We start from the raw sequence: 17,893 nt of genomic DNA, 5'->3' as shown, positions 1-17,893 counted from the left end.
TTGTGCCAGGGGCCGCTGAAAGATCGTCAAATCGTGGCCGGCGTTTTTACGGCGTGAAATTGCTCCGTATGAATCCGCTCAGCAGGCACGTTCGCGTGCTTCAGCTCTTCAACCAGACTCTCCATAAATTCATTTGGGCCACACAGGAAGTACCGGCACGCCGTCGGCTCGTTCACCGCTGACAAAACCTGCGGGCCATCAATTCGTCCGTGTGATCCAGTCCATGATTCGCCAGGCATCGACAACGAAACTCGGTATTTGAACCACGAATGGTCCTGCGCAAGTTGTTCGCATTCTTTGCGGAAGATGATGTCGGCTTCGGTGCGAGCCCCATACAAAAACGTAACCGGTCGCTGACTTTCAGCAGCCACCAACGACCGAACAATCGACATCATTGGCGTGATACCGCTGCCCGCCGACACCAGCACGAGCGGTTCGGGATGCTGTTGAGTATCCAGAAAGAAGCCGCCTTGAGCCCCCTTTAATCGAATGGAATCGCCCGGACCGACGTTGTCGAACAGGTATCGCGTAACCTGACCAACAGGGTTCAGTTTCATCGTCAGATCGAGGTAGTGCTTGTCGCCCGGACGCGAACTGATGGTGAAGCTTCGCCACACATCACCATCATCTGACGGAATGCACACTTTCGCAAACTTGCCCGGATGGTCGAACGGGATCGCGCCATCTGCGTTATTCAGGCGAAACGTTTTCACGTCCGGCGTTTCCTGAATGACATCAACAACCTGCAGCACAGCCTCAACCGGCTTCACTGCCTTCGGACGCGCCGAACCGCTGCCCTTGATGCGATCCAAAACCGAAGTCGCCGCTGAATTCACCGGCATGGCCTTCGCTGCCTGCGGCTTAATGAAGATGTTGCCACCATCGATCAGCGTTTCATACGAACTGACGTCATTCCCCTTGGGTTCCAGGCTGCACCCGGTGCAGGTATCGAATTCCCAGCTATGCCACGGACAAACAACCACGTCATCACGCAATTCGCCGTCTGCCAAAGATGCACCTTCATGTGGACACGCCGAATCGATGCAACGAACTTTGTCGCCGACACGAAACAGGGCGTATTCAATCCCCTGAACTTCCACAGTTAGCCCTGCACCTGACGTCAGGTCAGAATTCTTCGCCGCGAACAGAAAACCATCGTCGCGAACAGGAGGCAAGCTGTCGCCTTCTGAAACCGCTTCTGCCGCGTCGCTTGTTCCATCTTCCAGGCGAGCGAAATTTCGACGCAGGCCTGCGCAACTGGGGCAGAACACGGGCGGGTCTTCACCGTTGTGATGGAAGTCACACGCTTCGCACAACCACACAGGAACTTTGTACTCTTCGTCACCCACTTTGGCAGCCTCTGCGGCCTGCAGTTTTTCACGCCAATACGCGCTGAAGGTCTGGCCGGAGCGGTGCTTCAGATAGAATTCGTTAACAACATCTTCCACCAGGTTTGGCAACTGATCGACGTCGACCCCGAGTTTGTATGGCAGTCCCATGTGAACCTGCCCCGCCAGCCCGCCGCCCAGAAACACATCGAAACCTTCGCGCGTGCCGATCAACCGTCGCACGCGAACTCCCTTCAGTCCGATGTCAGCGGTAAAGTGCTGAGCACAACTGGACGGACAACCGCTCATGTGAATCCGAATGCCATGCAGCTTCAGAGCTCGCTTGCGCAGTTTTTCAATCAGCTGAAACATGTGCCCCTTGGTTTCGGTCACAGCGATGTTGCAGAACTGACTTCCGGTGCATGCCATTGTATTCAGCTCGAAGGGATCGGCCTGAACAGTCAGCCCCAGCGCTGCAGCATCGGTGGCCGCTGCGTTTTTGAAGCCGGTAGGGATGTTAATGACGGCAATGCCCTGTTCGTGAGTTGTCCGCAACTGTCCGTTGCCCCACTTTTTGCTGAGCAGGGCCAGGCCTTCCAGCTGACGCCACGTCATGCGCCCGAGCGGAATGGAAATCCCCATCGTCCAGAGTTTCGCATCAGTCTGGCGAAACCACCCGACCAGCTCATCATGACTGGATGCCGGAATCGGTTCCCCCACACAAGGCTGCAATGGGAACGGCAGATCCTGTTCGAGCCATTCCAGCACACCGCCGATCCCGATGTCTTCGATCAGAAAACGCAGCCGTGACTTGTTTCGTTTTTCACGAGTCCCTTTGGCCTTGAACAGGTCAAGAATGGAGCGCGTTACGTCCACGACCTGATCCGGCCGGACAAGCACGGGCAGATGCCAGGCAAGCCGAGGATTCTGGCCCTGAGTTCCCGCCAGCAAAACATGAAACAGCACTTCGCCATCGACTTCAGTCGCCAGGAAACTCAAGTCCTGAGTCCAGAAATGAGCCGAATGCGAATCGGTCCCGTTTAAGCAGATGTTCAGTTTGCGCGGCAGGTCTGAATATTCGCGGCTGTCCAGAAACACTTCGGTGACATCATGGCATAGCTGCCGTGTGTCGATGAGTTCATCATGTTGCAAACCGCTGAAAGGATGAGCGAACACGTTGCGAATGTTATCGTGTCCGGTTTGCTTTGCAGAAAGCCCGACGTGTTCGAGTCGCGATACGACAGCGGGCAGGTGCTCAATTTCCAGCCCCTGTACCTGCACGTTGGCTCGCGTTGTTATGTCGACGATGCCGTGGCCAAGTTCGTACGCGATGAATGCAATTTCGCGAGCTTGATCGGCCGACAGTTCGCCAGCCGTCACGCGAATACGAGTCATGTAGCGACCCGGCTCATCGCGTTTTCGGTAAAACAACCCATGCCATTTCATACGCTCCAGATCAGGCGTGTCGATGGCCTTCATCGGCGTCTGCGCGGCGGCATATTTTTCGACGTCGGGCCAGACGTCGAACGGATGCTTTTCGGACTTCCAAACTTCGATAGGGTTGGGCATGGGATGATTTTCGATCAGGGCCGATACAGCAGGGCACAATCGTTGCTTCTCCTGTATTCCTCAGGAGAGAGCCAAATTGAGAGAGCCGCGATTCCGGCTTTTAGGTGTTCACATCGAGCGGTTTTTCTGCGAGGCTCGGCTTCCGCGTCTGGGGTTTGAGCATCTTCTTACCCTTGGGTAGAAGAAGAGCGCTTAACCTGTTGCCGTGGCCAGTTCGGGGACTGGCTGAGTGTCTGCCGCCGCTGTGTCTTCGCGGGCTTCCGTTTCGGCGGCCTCACTGAAATTCACAACGAACGTCAGGAACGAACAACACGTCACGAGAGCTCCGAGAATAAACAGCGCCGTTGGCCACGAGATAGTTTCCGCTTTAAACAGGAAACCGGCCGCCACTGCACCGGCGTTTCCGCCTGCTCCGACAATCCCGGAAACAGACCCCAGTGCTCGCTTATTGATGAACGGCACCACAGAGAACGTGGCTCCTTCACTCATCTGCACGAACAGGCTGAACAGAATCAACGTCGGAATCGCCAGCGTCAGGACGTTCATCTGCGAGAACAGCATTAGCGCCAAGCCTTCACAAAACAGCGTCGCGAACAACCATTTCACACGCCCCGACAGTCCCCACTTCGCACCAAACCTGTCGCCAAATGCCCCACCCAGTGTGCGGGCAAAAATGTTCATTAATCCAAACAACCCGGCGATCATGCCAGCCGTGCTGATCGCCTTCGCAGTGTTCATTTCTTTGAAGTAGTCGAAGTAGTCCAGAAAGTACAAAGCGGCCACGTTGTTGATTGTGAGTTCGATGCCGAAGCAGGCACCGTAGATCACGAAGAGCGCCCATACGCGACGGTCATTGCATGCTGCCAGAAACGAACCCTTGACCGACTTCTTGTCCGCCATCTGCCCCTTAGCTCGCAGATCGCTGAAGTTACCGTCGGGCGCGTCCTGAGTTAGAAAGAAGTAGGCGACACCAGTCAGGGCGCACATCATGCCGGCAACAAACATGGGTCCATCCGGGTTCTTTGTGGGTGAGGCGTTAATTCGTTAGTTTTCGTGGGATGCAGGGAACAGACTTTTACGAACAGATTTTGGGACTGACGGGGCCGTGGTTTGTGGCGGACGTTCAGCTGGATATGGAAGCTCAACAGGTCGACGTTTTCGTCGAACATGGCGAGGGCGAAACTTTTTGCTGTCCGGATTGCGACAGGCAGCTGCCGTGCTATGACCACACGAAGTCTCGCCAATGGCGGCATCTGGACACGATGCAATTTGCGACCATCCTTCATGCCCGCACGCCTCGCGTGAAGTGCCCGGATCATGGCGTCAAACAGATCAGGCTTCCCTGGGCGGAAAAGAACAGCCGCTTCTCATTGTTCTTTGAACGCTTCGCCATCGACGTTCTTCTGGCCACACAAACCGTGAAAGGGGCGTGCAGCATTCTGGGGATCTCATGGGATGAATCGTGGCACATTCTGCAGAAGGCGGTGGCTCGCGGGAAGGATCGCAAACAATCGAAGAACCTCCCTCGAATCGGCATCGACGAGAAAGCCTTTCGAAAACGACACAACTACGTCACGCTGATCTATGACTTGGACAAGAGCACTGTCGAAGCGATTTCCGATGGTCATGACACGGCAGCCGCTGATGCCTGTTTCGATCAGCTTTCCGACAGTGAAAAGCAGTCTGTGGAGGCGGTTGCGATGGACATGAGTGCCGCATACGTCAAGAGCACCAAAGGCAACATTGCATTGGCCGAACAGAAGATTGTGCACGACCGCTTTCACATCATGAAGCTGGCAACCGAAGCCGTCGACAAGGTCCGTCGGTCGGAGCAGAAGAAGCTTCGCGCCGAAGGCGATGATCGATTGACGGGAACTCGGTATCTGTGGCTTTCAGGCCAGGAGAATCTCAGCGAAAAACAGCAGGAACGCTTTGATGCCGCATGGAAGGCAGAGTTACTCACGGGCAAAGCGTGGGCCTACAAGGAGATGCTGCGAGACCTCTGGGTTCATGACACTCCGGCAGAGGCCACGACGTTCTTCAATGACTGGTACAAGCGAGTCATCCACACAAAGCTGGAGCCAATGAAGAAAGTCGCTCGCACGATCAAAGAACGCTTAGCCAATGTGGTGAGCTACTGCACTCACGGAATCACAAACGCCGTCGCCGAAGGAATGAACAGCAAAATCATGGCCATCAAACGAAGAGTCGGCGGATACCGAAACCGCGACAACTTCAAAACCGCCATCCTCTTCTACTGCGGAGGACTCGACCTCTACCCACAATAATCCCGGATGGACCCAAACATGGCCGCGCGCCAGCCGATCGCGTTACTGAAACCAAGAGTGCCCACGAAGGTCGCAAAGAACAATGGCATCACCAGTTGAGTCACTCCACCACCCAGGTTCCCCCACCCGGCAGACGTCGCATTGGCGGTTCCCACGCAGTTGGGAGCAAACATGATCGACGTGTGATACTGAGTGATCACAAAAGAAGCCCCGATCGCTCCGATGGCGATTCGAAAACACAGAAACGTGGTGTAGTCGTTCGCGAATCCGATACACATCACCGGCACCGATCCGAGCAACAGCAGCCACGTGTAAGCCAGTCGCGGGCCGATGCGGTCACATAACCAGCCGATGAAAAGTCGAGCCAGCACGGTGACGCTGACCGATCCGATAATGCACCAGCCGATCTGTTCTTTCGTCAGCGACATCTCATCACGCACCACTTTCATCAGTGGTGCAATGCCGAACCAGGCGAAGAAGCATAAAAAGAAAGCAAACCACGACATGTGGAAAGCCCGCATCTGCGGCGTTCCAATGTTAAACAGACGAATCCGGGTGGCTTTGTTTTGAATTTCCATGGCGGTGGCTCTTGAGTCGAACTGCTCACCAACATGCTGGAGCAATCCCGATGAGACGAGGGCGGTGTGCACTCGCAACGAGCACACGGTTCCAATGCCCTAAGCCATTCGCAATCGGCATGCCATGGCGCGAGCGAAAAAACGGCCACATTAAGCAACATTGTAAATTTACGACTCAACCGCGCGCACAGTCAGCGATTTGATCGTAAATCCGATGCGACCCGCAGATCCACACACCGAACAATGCCTCATCAAATCGCAACTATGCAACATTTACAGGCATCAATGTGCCGGGCTCACGCAGCCTGCATATTGGATGCGTCGCGGCTGTATGGAGAAGCGGGCATAGAGCGCATAGCAAAGCCGCCTTCCAGACGATCAGCTCTCTCGTGTCTGCGCAGCACGGGAAGGAGACCGAAAGCGAGCCCACGCTGACAGCGGAGGCTTCGTCAGGGGCCGTAACGCGCACTTATTCAGCGGAGCAAGCAACTCCGGCGCGATGGGACTCTCTCGCGATATGGCGTCTCGAAGTCGACAGCCGGTGCCCAGCCAACCACCAAACCTGTTGGCTGACCCAATTCAGGCTTCCACGGTTCTGGCCCCGGCCCAAACTGGAAGAGACCGTTGTGCAGGTCCGCGATTGACGACCTGCGTTGTTACCGGTCGATCTCGCCCATCACGATGTCCAGCGAACCAACCACAGCCGGGACGTCAGCCAAAGGCACGCCCGCGCAGATGTGGTCCGTAATCGACAGATTGCAGAAGCAACTGCTTTTGGCTCGAGTGCGGAGCGGTTCTGCAGTGCCGTTGCCGACGACGTAGAAACCCATCTGGCCGCGAGGACACTCGGTTTCCAGATACACTTCGTCCTTCGGCAGTTTCGTATTGAACTTGAACGTGTCTTTATGGCTGCCTTCGGCTGCCTGATACTTTGGAATGGACTGGCGAACGATCCCGATAGCTTCAACCAGTTCGACCATGCGAACATAAAAGCGAGACCAGCAGTCACCCAAAACAACGTCACGCGGAGCGTCTTTAAACGGCGCGGAATGCACTTTGAAGTCGTAGTCGGCGTACATTCGTGTGTAGATCGGTTCGCCATCGCGACGCAGGTCGTAGTCGACACCACTGCCTCGCAAGACTGGTCCGGTGCAACCATGACTGATCGCCATTTCCCGCGTCAGAATTCCAATTCCTGCTGTCCGCTTGATGAAGATCGCGTTGTTGGTCAGTAACGCGTGGTACTCGGCAACGCGTTTTTCCAGCCATGACAGGAACATTTCGATGACTTCGAAAAACGGCTTGTGTCCGCCCTTCGGAATCTTCAGCAATGCCGCAAGACCATCCGGAACATCGATGGATTCCGGTAAATCATGGGTCGCTCCGCCCATCGTGACGTAGCTGCAGGTCAGGCGAGCACCGCAGATGTCTTCGAAGAAGTCCAGAATAATTTCGCGTTCACGGAAGGCATACAGGAACGGACTAAACGTGCCCAAGTCGAGTCCATAAGCTCCCATACCGACAAGGTGGCTGGCGATGCGGCCCAGTTCCGCGATGAATACTCGCAGATGCCGAGCCTTCTCGTTAACTTCCATGCCGATCATTTTCTCGATCGTCAAAGCGAAGCCAAGATTCATGTTCATCGCGGCCAGATAGTCCATCCGGTCGGTGTACGGAATCCACTGCGGCGCGCAAAGATTCTCACCAATCTTTTCTGCGCAGCGATGCAGGTAACCGATATGCGGCGTGCACTCATGCACGATTTCGCCGTCAGTTCTCAACAGCAGCCGCAGAACGCCGTGCGTGCTGGGATGCTGCGGCCCCATGTTGACCAACATTTCGTCGGTCTGGACGTCAAACTCGACAACGCGAGGATCTTCGATTGTTAGGCTCATATCACTTATCGGCCTCGAACGCCGTGGTATTCCAGAGGGAAGTCGTAGTCTTTTCGCAGAGCATGTCCGACCCAGTCTTCGGGGCACAGGATACGTCTGAGATTGGGATGATTGGTGAAGTGAATGCCGACAAGATCGTAGGCCTCGCGTTCGTGCCAGTCAGCGATCTTCCAAACGGTGCTCACCGATGGTGCTTCCGGAAGCTGACCATCGACGTCATCCTTCCAGCGTGGCAGAATGACTTTCAGCTTCAAGTAGTGCTTCAGTTCAATACTCGACAGGTTGTAGACAACTTCGATGTGCGGATCGTGCCCGAACTTTGCTGCCTTCTTCTCATCCGGCTCAAAGTAATCACACCCACACAAATCATTGAGGTGATCAAACTGAAGACGTTCGTCGTCACGCACAAACGTGCCAACTTCGACGATGCTCTCCGGGCTGACAACGATCCACGGATCGGTGGCTTCGACCGGGGCGCTACCAACAGCAGCTTCGCCAAACTTTTCCAGCAGTATGGAATGGATGTCGTTGATATTCATGGTGTTTCAGTCAACCACAGGGCATTTGCCCGGGTGTTGCTTTACCAACCAGAGCAACGCTTTGCGGCTGGTGGAGTCGAAGAGTAGAGGGCAGAAAGCACTCGGAAAAAACCGGGTAAGTCCCGGCAATAACACTCTAGACGGGCGTGGCCACGGAGGTCGTCCGACTTGCGGGAACCACGGTTTGGTCCGCCGCCTGGCGTGACTTCTGAGTGACAGCTCGAATCCAGTCCAGATCGCCTCGCTTCCAGACATAAGCGAAGCCAACCATAAGCACGGCGAAGAAAACTAACAGGTCAAGAAAACCAGTGATTGCCAGCGACTGAGCGGCCTCAGCTGAGACAATGTTGCCCGCATCCATTGTCGCGGGATTCAAGTCCTGCAGGCGAGCACTAAGCTGCAAGCGAGCTTCGTCAGTGAGTCGCGAATCGGCAAGCTGAGTCGCACTGCCATAAATCGCAGCCCACGGAAAGAAGAAGGCCACTTCGACGTCGAACACGATAAACAGCAACGCGACGACGTAAAACCGAAGGTCGAACTGAATGTAGCTGGAACCAATCGCAGGCTCACCACACTCGTAGATCGAGTCTTTTTCCGGTGTCGGCAGTTTGGGACGCACCAGTCGACCGATAAAAATCGGCAACGCCAGTAGCACACACACTGAAGTGCCGAAAAGCAGAAGATGTCCAACAAGGTTTGTCATATCGTTTTCAGTTCGTTTGTTCCGCTGGTTCCAGCGGCCGACGATTTGCGGGTTCGTCACGTTCAGAACGCCAGAAACTGACGTCCGGTTCGTCGTACACCCAGCTCAACCACACAGGGTCGCCATCCAGTGACGACGCAAATTCAACAAGGCCGGTTTCAGCATCCTGAAGAGTCGCGCCGATCTGCCGCAACTCCTGTGAATACCCGTCGATGCGAATTTCATCCGCCTCCAGCGACTCCTCCATCTGCAAAACTTCTTCCGCGTACGGAGATCCGTCATCACCCTCGTCCGGATAGCGTTCCCGCAAGTCCAAAAGACGACTTTGCCGCTGCAGGACATCCCGCTTCAAGTCAATCGCATCCCGCACAATCGCTCGCACTAAAGGCAGTCGCTGATTTGCATCGTCAACCGTCAACAGAGAATCGTCCGTTCGCATGTGTCGCACCCGTTACCGTGTTTTCGGAAAAGCGAGACGCAGGGCACTGACGTCAGGAACCCTAACTTTCAGCAAACTCAAAAGGACTTTCTTCGCCCTTCACCCAAACCGGCTTATGCAACACTTTTGACTCCGCCACAGCAGTCGGATTCAACGTGGCTTTACCCCACGCCAATTCCAGCGGCAGCTTTGCGTAGTCCACAATACATCCGTCGCGACTGTAGCAGCTAAGATCGTGGTTAGACCCCATGAAGATGCAATCGACAGGGCAGGGCTCAACACACAACGCGCAGAACATGCACTTCGTGTAATCGATCCCGAACGTATCAATGCGAAACCCTTTACCAACCGGGCTTTTCACTTTTTCAATGTAGATGCAGTCGACAGGGCACGCCTGAGCACACTTTTCGCAACCGATGCAGACCGTCAAATCAAAGCGGTGGAAGCCTCGGTAACGTGGCTTCACCTTGATCGGTGTTTCGGGGTAAGTATATGTGTCGGCGAATGTCTGGCGATCGCGATGATAGGTTTTCAGCAATGTGACTAATGTCACTCCCATGCCGTGCGCGACGGTAGAAACCGCCAACCAGACATTCCGAAACCACGTCAACATGATGATCGTTTCTCTATGCTTTCCGCGTCGTTGGCGAGCCAACAACACAGCTTTTACCAGCAAACAAGCAGCCCAATAAGTCGACTGAGCACGTTGCTGGCGATTATATGAGGCGGGTTGCCGGACGCAAGCGGACTCGACGTTCCATCCCAGCAATGGGAAGGGAAAATGCCTGGCCGGGACATCAACATTCGCCCCTTTTTCCAGCCTGGCGGCTACACGCAGAATCATCGCCACCAACGAGCATCCCGGTTCTCGTCCTGCCCAAAACTCGTTGCGTGACTCAACCGTGGGCCGCCCGCTGCTATGGCGAAGCCCGATCGACCGTCACCATTACCACGAGCGACCCCGTGTTTCCGCGAGGATCCTTGTCATTGGCATACAGAGCGAGCAAGCCGGCATCTTCCACCCGGAATGTGAATTCCCTGTCAGTGACGGCGGTTCGTTTGTCGCCGACGGCGATATGCAGGGCCATCACGGCCTGACCGCCCTCATAGCCGCGCCAGTCGCAGAATTTGCCCGCACGCGTCCCGCCGCTCGACCAAGTCCCGGACACCGGAGCAATTGTAACCCGATCGCCGACGTTGACGCGCCCGATCCGCGCGGAATTGGCTTGAGTCTGCCTGCCGGAAACCGTCACCCTGAAAGGCTTTTCGGGAATCCTGAAAGGGCGAAAGCGGACGCCGGCAAGCGGAATGTCGATCCATGAAACACCCTCTTTCGCATCCGCCGACATCCATTTATTGATGACTTTGTTGTAAGTCCGACTTGTTAATGCGTCACCTTTTTCCATACGGATGACCATCCCTTCGCATTTCCATGCGTCGGCACCACCTTCAACCCTGCCCTGAATCCCCTTCAGTTGCTGCGTTGGACAATCGAAGTCGAATTGAAAGTGATCAATCGCCCCAACACGACGCGCATCGTACCGCGGCCTGTTGAGAACGCGGCGTTGGGACGGATCGCCATTAAGCAATATCACGACAGAAAGATCGTCTGTCCCCGCATTTTTCCTGTTCGCCGTTTTGACATCCAGAAACATCCGAAAAGCAGTGACTTCATCCAGCCTGGGATTCACTCGGTCGTCGAGTGACTGAATTTCCTGTGCGAACGGTTCATGCCCATCCAGTCCGAGCCGCACCTTGTCCCCAACACCCAATTCAACTGCTGCGGGAGTGACAGCTTTCGTTGCCTTGCCGTTGACAAAGATGGACGCGCCGTTTGGTGTCGAAGTGATGCGAAGTTCCGCAGCTTGCACAGGGCCGACGAGCGAAGTCGCCACGACGGCAATCAATAGTCGTAGCAGCAAGCCCCATCGAACATAGCCGGTGAAACAACGATTCATCATGGCCCCTTCAAGAGTGTTGCTGGTTTGAATGTCAGTGTCGGCCGCCTGAAGCCTCGCGGCACAAACGTCGCGATTCACTCAGTTCTGCCAGTGGCCCCAAACAACATTTATCCGATTTTGCTCCAGCCGCCAAGCCGCGCCAATTCAGCTATCTGGAAGCATCACGCCGAACCGCCGATCTGCCGTGGTCATATAATCCAGGCACTTACTTAACCTGCTCGTCATTCGCGGGCAAGGGCAACGTGAAATTTTGCGACACGTCGCTTGCCAGGTCGAGCCGCCTGCAGAGACCGTCAGTCAATTCAATCCCGAATCGGCCCCTTCGGAATCGCCCCTTCGCGGACTCCTTGCCGATGGAATGAGTGTTCGGCTTCCGCGATACCGCGTTGAACAGCGTAGGGATCACTATGGCTGGTGGCGGTGGCGTGGTGGCGGGGATGTCGATATGCTCGGGTATCTTTGCCGTATCCTCATTGAGGTCATGACTGATGCCGATAAGAAACAATCGCCGCCAACTGCTGCGGCTCGGAGCTGGGATTGCCGCTGGTGGGATCTCCGGAATGGCGAATATCGCCTCAGCAGATGAGCGCGACGCAGTGAGCCAGGGGAACGCGCCGCCGCTGAAGATCACTTCTGTAAAGACCTACCTGCTGCGGCACAAACTGGAACGACCGAATGGCGTCTCTGTTTCTGTACCGCTGCCGACAACACGCGAAGCGTTGTTGATTCGAATTGAGACGGATCAGGGGTTGGTTGGCTGGGGCGAGAAGAGTCCCATCTCCGGCACGCGCGGAACCATCGACAATCATTTGACACCGCGACTGATTGGCGAAAACCCGCTGGACTATCGCCGCCTGTGGCGAAAGCTTTGGGGCGCCAACTTTGGAAACGGACTGGCGGTCGGCGGCGTGGAAATCGCTTTGAATGACCTGCGAGGCAAGGCCTTGAACCTGCCCGTAGCCGAACTGTTTGGTGGCCGATTCCGAGACCAGGTGCCGGTCTATGTTTCGGCACTCAGCTATGTGAACCAGCCTGAGATCGAAGAAGAATATCCGAAAGTCGCTGCCGAGATGGTGGCGCTCGGGCACCGCGCCATCAAGATGCGACTGGGACGATATTCCGTCGCTCGCGAAGCACGTGTCGCTCAGCGTGTTCGGGACACGGTCGGACCGGACGTTAAATTGATGGTCGACGGCAACGGAGGGTACACGCAGGGAACAGCATTGCGCATGGCGGACGCTCTTAATGAACTGAATTTCGATTACTTCGAAGAACCACTTCCGCAGGTCACCCCGAACTATACCGGCTATGAAGAACTGCGCCGAAAGATGCCTCTGCCTCTGGCTGGTGGTGAAGGACTTGATTCTCGGGCGGCCGGGCGAACTCTTATCAATCGTGGCTGCTTCGACATCATTCAACCGGACGTCAGCCTGTGCGGCGGAATTGGAGAAGCGCTTTTCATCGCCGAACTGGCAGCGCTGGCCGGCGTTCGCTGTATGCCGCATTGCTGGGGCGGGGACATCGCGATCGCAGCCTCGGCACACTTGCTTTCACTGCTACCCGACCCTCACTGGGGCCCTCCAACAGACACGCCGCTGTTGGAGCTTGACCAGACTGAAAACCCCTGGCGCAATGGTCTCGCGAAAATTCCACTGACAGTACGCAACGGCTTCATCACAATACCGGACAAACCCGGCCTGGGAATTGAAATCGACGAAGACGTAGTCCGCCGCTTCGCGGTTGCCTGAAAGAGCTCAAGCTCGACTTTAGCACGGAAACGATCACCCCATGGATCGCTGCAAAAAGATGAAGCCGACGATTCAGCACCGTTATTTCAACAAATAGCGGTTGGCGATCGTGATGCCGGAGAGCATGGCTCCGACAATGCCGAGGAAGCCTTGGTCGGTACCACATAAATACAGATTGCGAACGGGCGTTTGACCGTCGACAAACTTCTCGGGAGCTCCATACACGCAGCCGTTGTCGTGACCGGTAAAGCGGCGAATCGTTCTAGGCGTAAACACGTCGGTATCAATAACGTGCGACCGGAAGTCAGGAATGTGCTTCAGCGCGCTTTCGATGATCCGGTCGTTCCATTTCATCTTCTGCTGAGCGTACTCGTCTTCCGGCATGTTGATCCAGTAGTCGGGTTCTGCCAGAGCCGTGATGCGGACACGACCGTCTTCCAGTGGTCGAGAATAGTCGAAGTTGTTGGGCGAGCAGATGATACCGCTGCGAAGGTCGATCGGCTCCTGAGGACGTTCGTAATGAAACGAGGGAGCGTCGTTATAAAACACGATCGTATCGTTGTGGCCGAGCGATGACGGTTCGCAATCGAGCACCGAAATCGATTCTACAAATGAGATGTCTCCAGGGATGGGGCGTTTGGCCGGTCGAGTCGGATCGACCATCCTCATCGTTTCCGCAGCACCCGCCGACGACAGCACATTGTCTGCTGTGATCTCGGTACCGTCATCCAGAATCACGGCTTTCGCTTTGCCGTCACTCTGCTTAATTTCACTGACACCGGCCCGCAGCTTCAGGTGTCCACCCAGCGACTTAAAGTGACGAACCAGCTTCTTCAGAATCAGGCGGATGCCATCAAAAGGGCGTCCAAAACCTTCGTAGAAGATGCTCTTGAACATGATCACGAACTGACTGAAGTCCATGTCGCGCGGGGTCGGGCTGCCGTAAAACATCAGCGGACAAAACAGCATGTCGATCAGCAGCGGGTCGCTGATATGCTCGCCCAGGACCTTGCGAGCCGAAATGTTCTTCCGGTTCTCCAGATCCAACGCGTCGTGGTTGTCGATGACGCTCAAAAGCCGGCGAAACCCGTCAATCTGTTTCGGGAATGCCGTGGCGATCTGGTCCAGCAACAGAGCGAAATCGTTGGTGAATCGCAGCGTGCAGTCGGGAAAGGCGATCGACGATTGCAGCTGTGGACGCAGATCGAAGTCTTCCCACTTCATCCGCAACTGACGTAGCAGTTTACTAAGCGGACCGCCTTTGCTGCCGGGTTCCGCGTAGTTAGTCACCGCGTGCAGGCCCACGTCATAATTGCGTTTGCGCAAGCGGTAGAACGAATTCAGACCACCGATGGTGGTGTGTCGTTCCAGGATGCAGACGTTTTTTTCGAAGTACGCCAGCCGCACGCCCGCAGAAAGGCCAGACATACCGGCACCGATGATAACCGTATCGTAGTGCACGGCGGTGTTCTCCAAAGAGATCGATCTACGTCGTGACCGGCACGTCTTTGAGTTTTGGCGTTAGATACTCGACCGTCGAAGACATCGTGTTGAGGTTTTGGTAATCCTCTTCCGGAATCTGCACGCGATACGCTTTGCGCAGCTCCATCACAATGTCCAGGAAGTCCATGCTGTCCAGCTCCATCTGTTCGCGGAAGGCGACAGAATCGTCCAGATCGGACAGATCTTCGTCCGGAGCGATTCGCTCCAGAATTTCCAGAACGACCTGCCTGATCTCCTCACCCGTCATCAAAAATCCCCTTACGACTCGTACTTCTTTATAATCAGGACCGAATTGATACCCAGCATCCCAAACGAGTTGTTCAATATACAGCCGACTTCGCCCAGATTTCGCGGCTCATTCGCCACTAAATTGGGCAATGCACATCTTGGGTCCGCTTTCTCAAGATTGATTGTAGCGTGGGCCACCCCATCGTCAAATGACGGCAAGTTACCCAGAAGCTCCAAAGCACCCGCTGCCCCCATTGCATGCCCAATAAAGCTCTTCGTGTTATTGATCACGGCTTTGGATTCGCCAAAGACCGCCCTCAATGCCGTCGCTTCCTCGATATCTCCCTGTTCCGTCGCCGTGGCGTGGCTGCTCACAATATCCACGTCATCCGCCGTAATGCCCGCTCGCCCCAAAGCCAGCCGAATGCACTCCGCCTGGCGAGTTGAATTCGGCAGCACGAAGTCGGACGCATCCGAATTCATTGCATATCCAATGATTTCACCGTAAATCTTCGCCCCACGAGCCAACGCGTCATCAAGCCGCTCAACAGTGCAAATCCCGCCGCCTTCGGCCACCACAATTCCGTTGCGATCTTCGTCAAACGGGCGGCAGGCTTTGGCCGGATCAGCATGCGTGGCCAAAGCTCCCTGACTTTGGAAGCTGGCAAAGATGCCGAATGTGTGAATACTTTCCGAAACGCCGCCCGCAATGGCCAGGTCGCATTCGCCCAGCCGCAGCATTTGAGCTGCCTGAATGAAGCCGGCATTGCCAGCCGCACAGGCGGCTCCAATGGTCAGGTGAGGCCCGGTGACTCCCATATTCAGAGTCACTTCACCCGCCGGGTTGTTCGCGACCGTGCGAGGATTGTGGTGATGCGACCAAACCTTCGTGTCGTATTCGAACTGCGAAATCTCATAGATTTCGTTTTCCGTCTCGACATTCCCGTGTTCTGTGATGCCCAGATAGACGCCGACTCGGTCCTTTGACACGGCGGGCCAATCCAGCCCTGAATCGGCCACAGCCTCGTTGGAACAGTAAACGGCGATCGAACCGGCCCGAGTTCCCCGGCGGACGTCTCGCCGCTTCTGGTAGCGAGTTTGATCAAAGTCGCAAACGCCGGCGAGCACGGCTCCCATATAGCGAGTTTCGTAGTCCACCACGCCCGACTTCCCGTTGAGCAAATTCTGGCGAAATTCGGCCAGGTTGTTGCCGTTGGGGGAAGTCAGTCCAATTCCGGTAATGACAATGCGGTCGTCGAGGGCCAACGTTTCAGTCTCAGCAGTCGGTGAATGGCTTACAGGGCAGGGAGGCAGCGAAGAGTACCGCGATTTCAGGAACCTGACAAGCGCCGCAAGCTTCAGCCCAATGAAGGATTGCGAAACGGACGACGACTCCGTGCCGGAACGGCCCATCAGCAAGTTGACCGCAGTGGCACGCAGCATTAACAAGAATCGCGTCCACGATTTCGTCTGTATTTTTCCATGGCTGGGTGGTTGATCTGCAATTCGCTGGGGAACGCTGTCCGGACTGTCGTCATCAACGCTCGCTGAGTCAGCCTGTTGATTGCCCCGTCATCTCGGACGGGCACAATCTACTTGGTTACCCCAAAACGCTCCCGCATGAAAAAGCACAGCAATATCACAGGTCCCAGCAAGCAGGCAGCGACAGACCGGTAGCCCCGAACCCACTGTAGTGATGGCACGCGTTCGGCGATGGGAACGTCCCAACAGACAAACCACACGATTGGAACTACAAGGGAAAACGTGAGCAGCACACAAGCAAAGGCATGGGACGGAGCGACTCGATCACGACGTGTCCACAACCAACAGCCAAGAGCAACCACAAGCAGGCAGGATACAGCGGACACCGCTGACGCAATGAGCTGCCCCTTCCAGGCAAGTACGATCGCACCATACGCGAGCCAGGATGGTCCACCGACGATTCCGCCGAACCGCTCGCCGGGGTGCCACTGCATTTTCCCGGATCCGGTGCGAGCGGTTTTCGTAGCGTGTTGTTTCATGAAACCTACCTGCCGCTTGAATGTTTCAGTCGGAATCGTCCAGTAAAACCAAGCGGCCACGTGACGCATGGATTTCGGAATTCGTCAATCGGGTCCCTGCCTGGTTGTTTATCGCGGCAGCCGGGAGTGTACAGGCCTACCGTGGCATTCGCTCACAGTAATTCGAACGATCGATCGGACGCCATTGTGACCGCTGCGAGGGATGTGCCATTGCGAAAAAACCAAGCGGCGGCTCCGCGGGGATACACGACGAGGGATATCAACGACAGCGAACTGGCGGCGTCAATGTTGTCTGAGTTTTCGCCTATGAACTCGGTAGCAGCGGCTGCCAAGTTCCGCAAGTCCGCAGTGATTTCACACGCCGCCTCAACCAGAGAATCAAGGTCATCACACTCGCTCGCGCTTAGCCCCGAGGGAATCGATTTGGTGCCGTTCGCAACGGAGCCGTTATACATCTCGGTGACATTCTCGTAGGTCAATGTACCGAGCACTGGATGTTCGATGGGCGGGAGATTGTAGTTGGAAGTTTCGAGGTCTTCGCGAAGTTCTGCAAAGGACCTACCTAGTTCTTCAGAATCAAAAGCAAGCTTGATTTTCCATTCCACGACGAACGTGTCGGGCACTTCTTTCCATGGCCATCCAAAAACTAAGTGGATTGTCAGTACTGCGTCGATCGTACTCGCATTTGTGTCTCCAAAGACAATCTTCGTGAGATCTGCGGGAATGTAGTCGTAGCCCAGACACAGCGAGCCTTCTACATAACCATCCTCGGGGTTCCGGGGAAACGTAAACTCACGATTCACCAGTTCACTCAAATCAGTCACTCCGAAGTCAATGCACTCCAGCATTACAGGACCGTTCTCAGTTTCACCTTCGTACTCAAACTCTGAAAGCTCGATCTGAATATCGCACCAGATGACACCACCGCCTCGAAGTTCCCCGATCAGGGTTGCCGACGTGGGGCTGACAGACTGAATAAAATCGAATCCAGAACTCATGTGTGAACTCCGCACGGCACGACCACAAGCACTTTCAACACTCCCCTTCCGTCAATAAGGACACATTACACTGGGTTAAGACGGAAAACAAACCG

The 17,893-nt window shown here is 55.4% G+C and carries 14 protein-coding genes and 2 pseudogenes; 2 read left to right on the top strand and 14 right to left on the bottom strand.

The window, feature by feature from the left end; translation table 11 throughout:
- Positions 1-26: 26 nt before the first annotated feature.
- Together Fuma_RS29045 and Fuma_RS29040 are read right to left on the bottom strand one after the other, a co-directional pair.
- Entirely contained in the window at positions 27-2,897 is a 2,871-nt protein-coding gene (locus tag Fuma_RS29045) for a Rieske 2Fe-2S domain-containing protein (protein WP_077027195.1), read from the bottom strand.
- 192 nt (positions 2,898-3,089) lie between these two features.
- A pseudogene (locus Fuma_RS29040) lies at positions 3,090-3,902 on the bottom strand (MFS transporter); the annotation flags it as partial.
- Positions 3,903-3,955: 53 nt separating this feature from the next.
- Here Fuma_RS29040 and Fuma_RS29035 point away from each other — a divergent pair.
- Positions 3,956-5,185: an ISL3 family transposase gene (locus tag Fuma_RS29035; RefSeq protein ID WP_077023303.1), complete on the top strand. Its 1,230-nt coding sequence runs from the start codon at positions 3,956-3,958 to the stop codon at positions 5,183-5,185.
- Positions 5,186-5,202: 17 nt separating this feature from the next.
- On the opposite strand, the pseudogene Fuma_RS29030 reads toward Fuma_RS29035, so the two are convergent.
- From Fuma_RS29030 to Fuma_RS29000, 7 genes and pseudogenes are all read right to left on the bottom strand, one after another.
- Positions 5,203-5,763, bottom strand: a pseudogene (locus tag Fuma_RS29030) (MFS transporter); the annotation flags it as partial.
- Positions 5,764-6,419: 656 nt separating this feature from the next.
- Positions 6,420-7,658, bottom strand: coding sequence for an NADH-quinone oxidoreductase subunit D (locus tag Fuma_RS29025; protein ID WP_077027194.1), 1,239 nt, complete (start codon positions 7,656-7,658; stop codon positions 6,420-6,422).
- A 5-nt stretch (positions 7,659-7,663) separates the two neighbouring features.
- Positions 7,664-8,197, bottom strand: coding sequence for an NADH-quinone oxidoreductase subunit C (locus tag Fuma_RS29020; RefSeq protein ID WP_077027193.1), 534 nt, complete (start codon positions 8,195-8,197; stop codon positions 7,664-7,666).
- A gap of 136 nt (positions 8,198-8,333) precedes the next feature.
- Entirely contained in the window at positions 8,334-8,900 is a 567-nt protein-coding gene (locus Fuma_RS29015; RefSeq protein WP_077027192.1) for an NADH-quinone oxidoreductase subunit A, read from the bottom strand.
- Between the two features lie 7 nt (positions 8,901-8,907).
- Positions 8,908-9,339 carry a DUF2203 domain-containing protein gene (locus tag Fuma_RS29010; RefSeq protein WP_077027191.1) on the bottom strand — a complete coding sequence of 144 codons (432 nt, stop codon included), beginning with the start codon at positions 9,337-9,339 and terminating at the stop codon, positions 8,908-8,910.
- A gap of 61 nt (positions 9,340-9,400) precedes the next feature.
- Positions 9,401-9,952: an NADH-quinone oxidoreductase subunit I gene (locus tag Fuma_RS29005; protein WP_077027190.1), complete on the bottom strand. Its 552-nt coding sequence runs from the start codon at positions 9,950-9,952 to the stop codon at positions 9,401-9,403.
- Positions 9,953-10,256: 304 nt separating this feature from the next.
- Complete coding sequence (locus Fuma_RS29000) at positions 10,257-11,378, bottom strand: PEGA domain-containing protein (protein WP_077027189.1); 1,122 nt, start codon at positions 11,376-11,378, stop codon at positions 10,257-10,259.
- Between the two features lie 410 nt (positions 11,379-11,788).
- Between Fuma_RS29000 and Fuma_RS28990 the strand changes: the two genes are divergently transcribed.
- Positions 11,789-13,048, top strand: a complete 1,260-nt coding sequence (locus Fuma_RS28990) for a mandelate racemase/muconate lactonizing enzyme family protein (protein WP_077027187.1) — start codon at positions 11,789-11,791, stop codon at positions 13,046-13,048.
- Between the two features lie 81 nt (positions 13,049-13,129).
- On the opposite strand, the gene Fuma_RS28985 is transcribed toward Fuma_RS28990, so the two are convergent.
- The 5 genes from Fuma_RS28985 to Fuma_RS28965 all read right to left on the bottom strand — a co-directional run bounded on the left by Fuma_RS28985 (position 13,130) and on the right by Fuma_RS28965 (position 17,798).
- Entirely contained in the window at positions 13,130-14,509 is a 1,380-nt protein-coding gene (locus Fuma_RS28985; protein ID WP_145944436.1) for a phytoene desaturase family protein, read from the bottom strand.
- Between the two features lie 25 nt (positions 14,510-14,534).
- A complete protein-coding gene (locus Fuma_RS28980; RefSeq protein WP_077027186.1) occupies positions 14,535-14,798 on the bottom strand; it encodes an acyl carrier protein in 264 nt (87 codons plus the stop codon).
- A gap of 11 nt (positions 14,799-14,809) precedes the next feature.
- Positions 14,810-16,222, bottom strand: a complete 1,413-nt coding sequence (locus Fuma_RS28975; protein WP_229360770.1) for a beta-ketoacyl-[acyl-carrier-protein] synthase family protein — start codon at positions 16,220-16,222, stop codon at positions 14,810-14,812.
- A gap of 149 nt (positions 16,223-16,371) precedes the next feature.
- Positions 16,372-16,800, bottom strand: coding sequence for a hypothetical protein (locus Fuma_RS28970; protein WP_145944435.1), 429 nt, complete (start codon positions 16,798-16,800; stop codon positions 16,372-16,374).
- A gap of 152 nt (positions 16,801-16,952) precedes the next feature.
- Positions 16,953-17,798 carry a hypothetical protein gene (locus Fuma_RS28965; RefSeq protein ID WP_077027184.1) on the bottom strand — a complete coding sequence of 282 codons (846 nt, stop codon included), beginning with the start codon at positions 17,796-17,798 and terminating at the stop codon, positions 16,953-16,955.
- Between the last annotated feature and the right edge of the window lie 95 nt (positions 17,799-17,893).

This window comes from Fuerstiella marisgermanici (assembly GCF_001983935.1).
Taxonomy (GTDB): domain Bacteria; phylum Planctomycetota; class Planctomycetia; order Planctomycetales; family Planctomycetaceae; genus Fuerstiella; species Fuerstiella marisgermanici.
The sequence above is the reverse complement of the archived record's forward strand: the minus strand, read 5'-3'. Positions and strand labels throughout refer to the sequence as shown.

Excerpts from the sequence above, each read along its gene's own strand:
- Fuma_RS29045 (WP_077027195.1), bottom strand. The coding sequence starts at position 2,897 with ATGCCCAACCCTATCGAAGTTTGGAAGTCCGAAAAGCATCCGTTCGAC.
- Fuma_RS29035 (WP_077023303.1), top strand. The coding sequence starts at position 3,956 with ATGCAGGGAACAGACTTTTACGAACAGATTTTGGGACTGACGGGGCCG.
- Fuma_RS29025 (WP_077027194.1), bottom strand. The coding sequence starts at position 7,658 with ATGAGCCTAACAATCGAAGATCCTCGCGTTGTCGAGTTTGACGTCCAG.
- Fuma_RS29020 (WP_077027193.1), bottom strand. The coding sequence starts at position 8,197 with ATGAATATCAACGACATCCATTCCATACTGCTGGAAAAGTTTGGCGAA.
- Fuma_RS29015 (WP_077027192.1), bottom strand. The coding sequence starts at position 8,900 with ATGACAAACCTTGTTGGACATCTTCTGCTTTTCGGCACTTCAGTGTGT.
- Fuma_RS29010 (WP_077027191.1), bottom strand. The coding sequence starts at position 9,339 with ATGCGAACGGACGATTCTCTGTTGACGGTTGACGATGCAAATCAGCGA.
- Fuma_RS29005 (WP_077027190.1), bottom strand. The coding sequence starts at position 9,952 with ATGTTGACGTGGTTTCGGAATGTCTGGTTGGCGGTTTCTACCGTCGCG.
- Fuma_RS28990 (WP_077027187.1), top strand. The coding sequence starts at position 11,789 with ATGCCGATAAGAAACAATCGCCGCCAACTGCTGCGGCTCGGAGCTGGG.
- Fuma_RS28980 (WP_077027186.1), bottom strand. The coding sequence starts at position 14,798 with ATGACGGGTGAGGAGATCAGGCAGGTCGTTCTGGAAATTCTGGAGCGA.
- Fuma_RS28975 (WP_229360770.1), bottom strand. The coding sequence starts at position 16,222 with ATGCTGCGTGCCACTGCGGTCAACTTGCTGATGGGCCGTTCCGGCACG.
- Fuma_RS28970 (WP_145944435.1), bottom strand. The coding sequence starts at position 16,800 with ATGAAACAACACGCTACGAAAACCGCTCGCACCGGATCCGGGAAAATG.
- Fuma_RS28965 (WP_077027184.1), bottom strand. The coding sequence starts at position 17,798 with ATGAGTTCTGGATTCGATTTTATTCAGTCTGTCAGCCCCACGTCGGCA.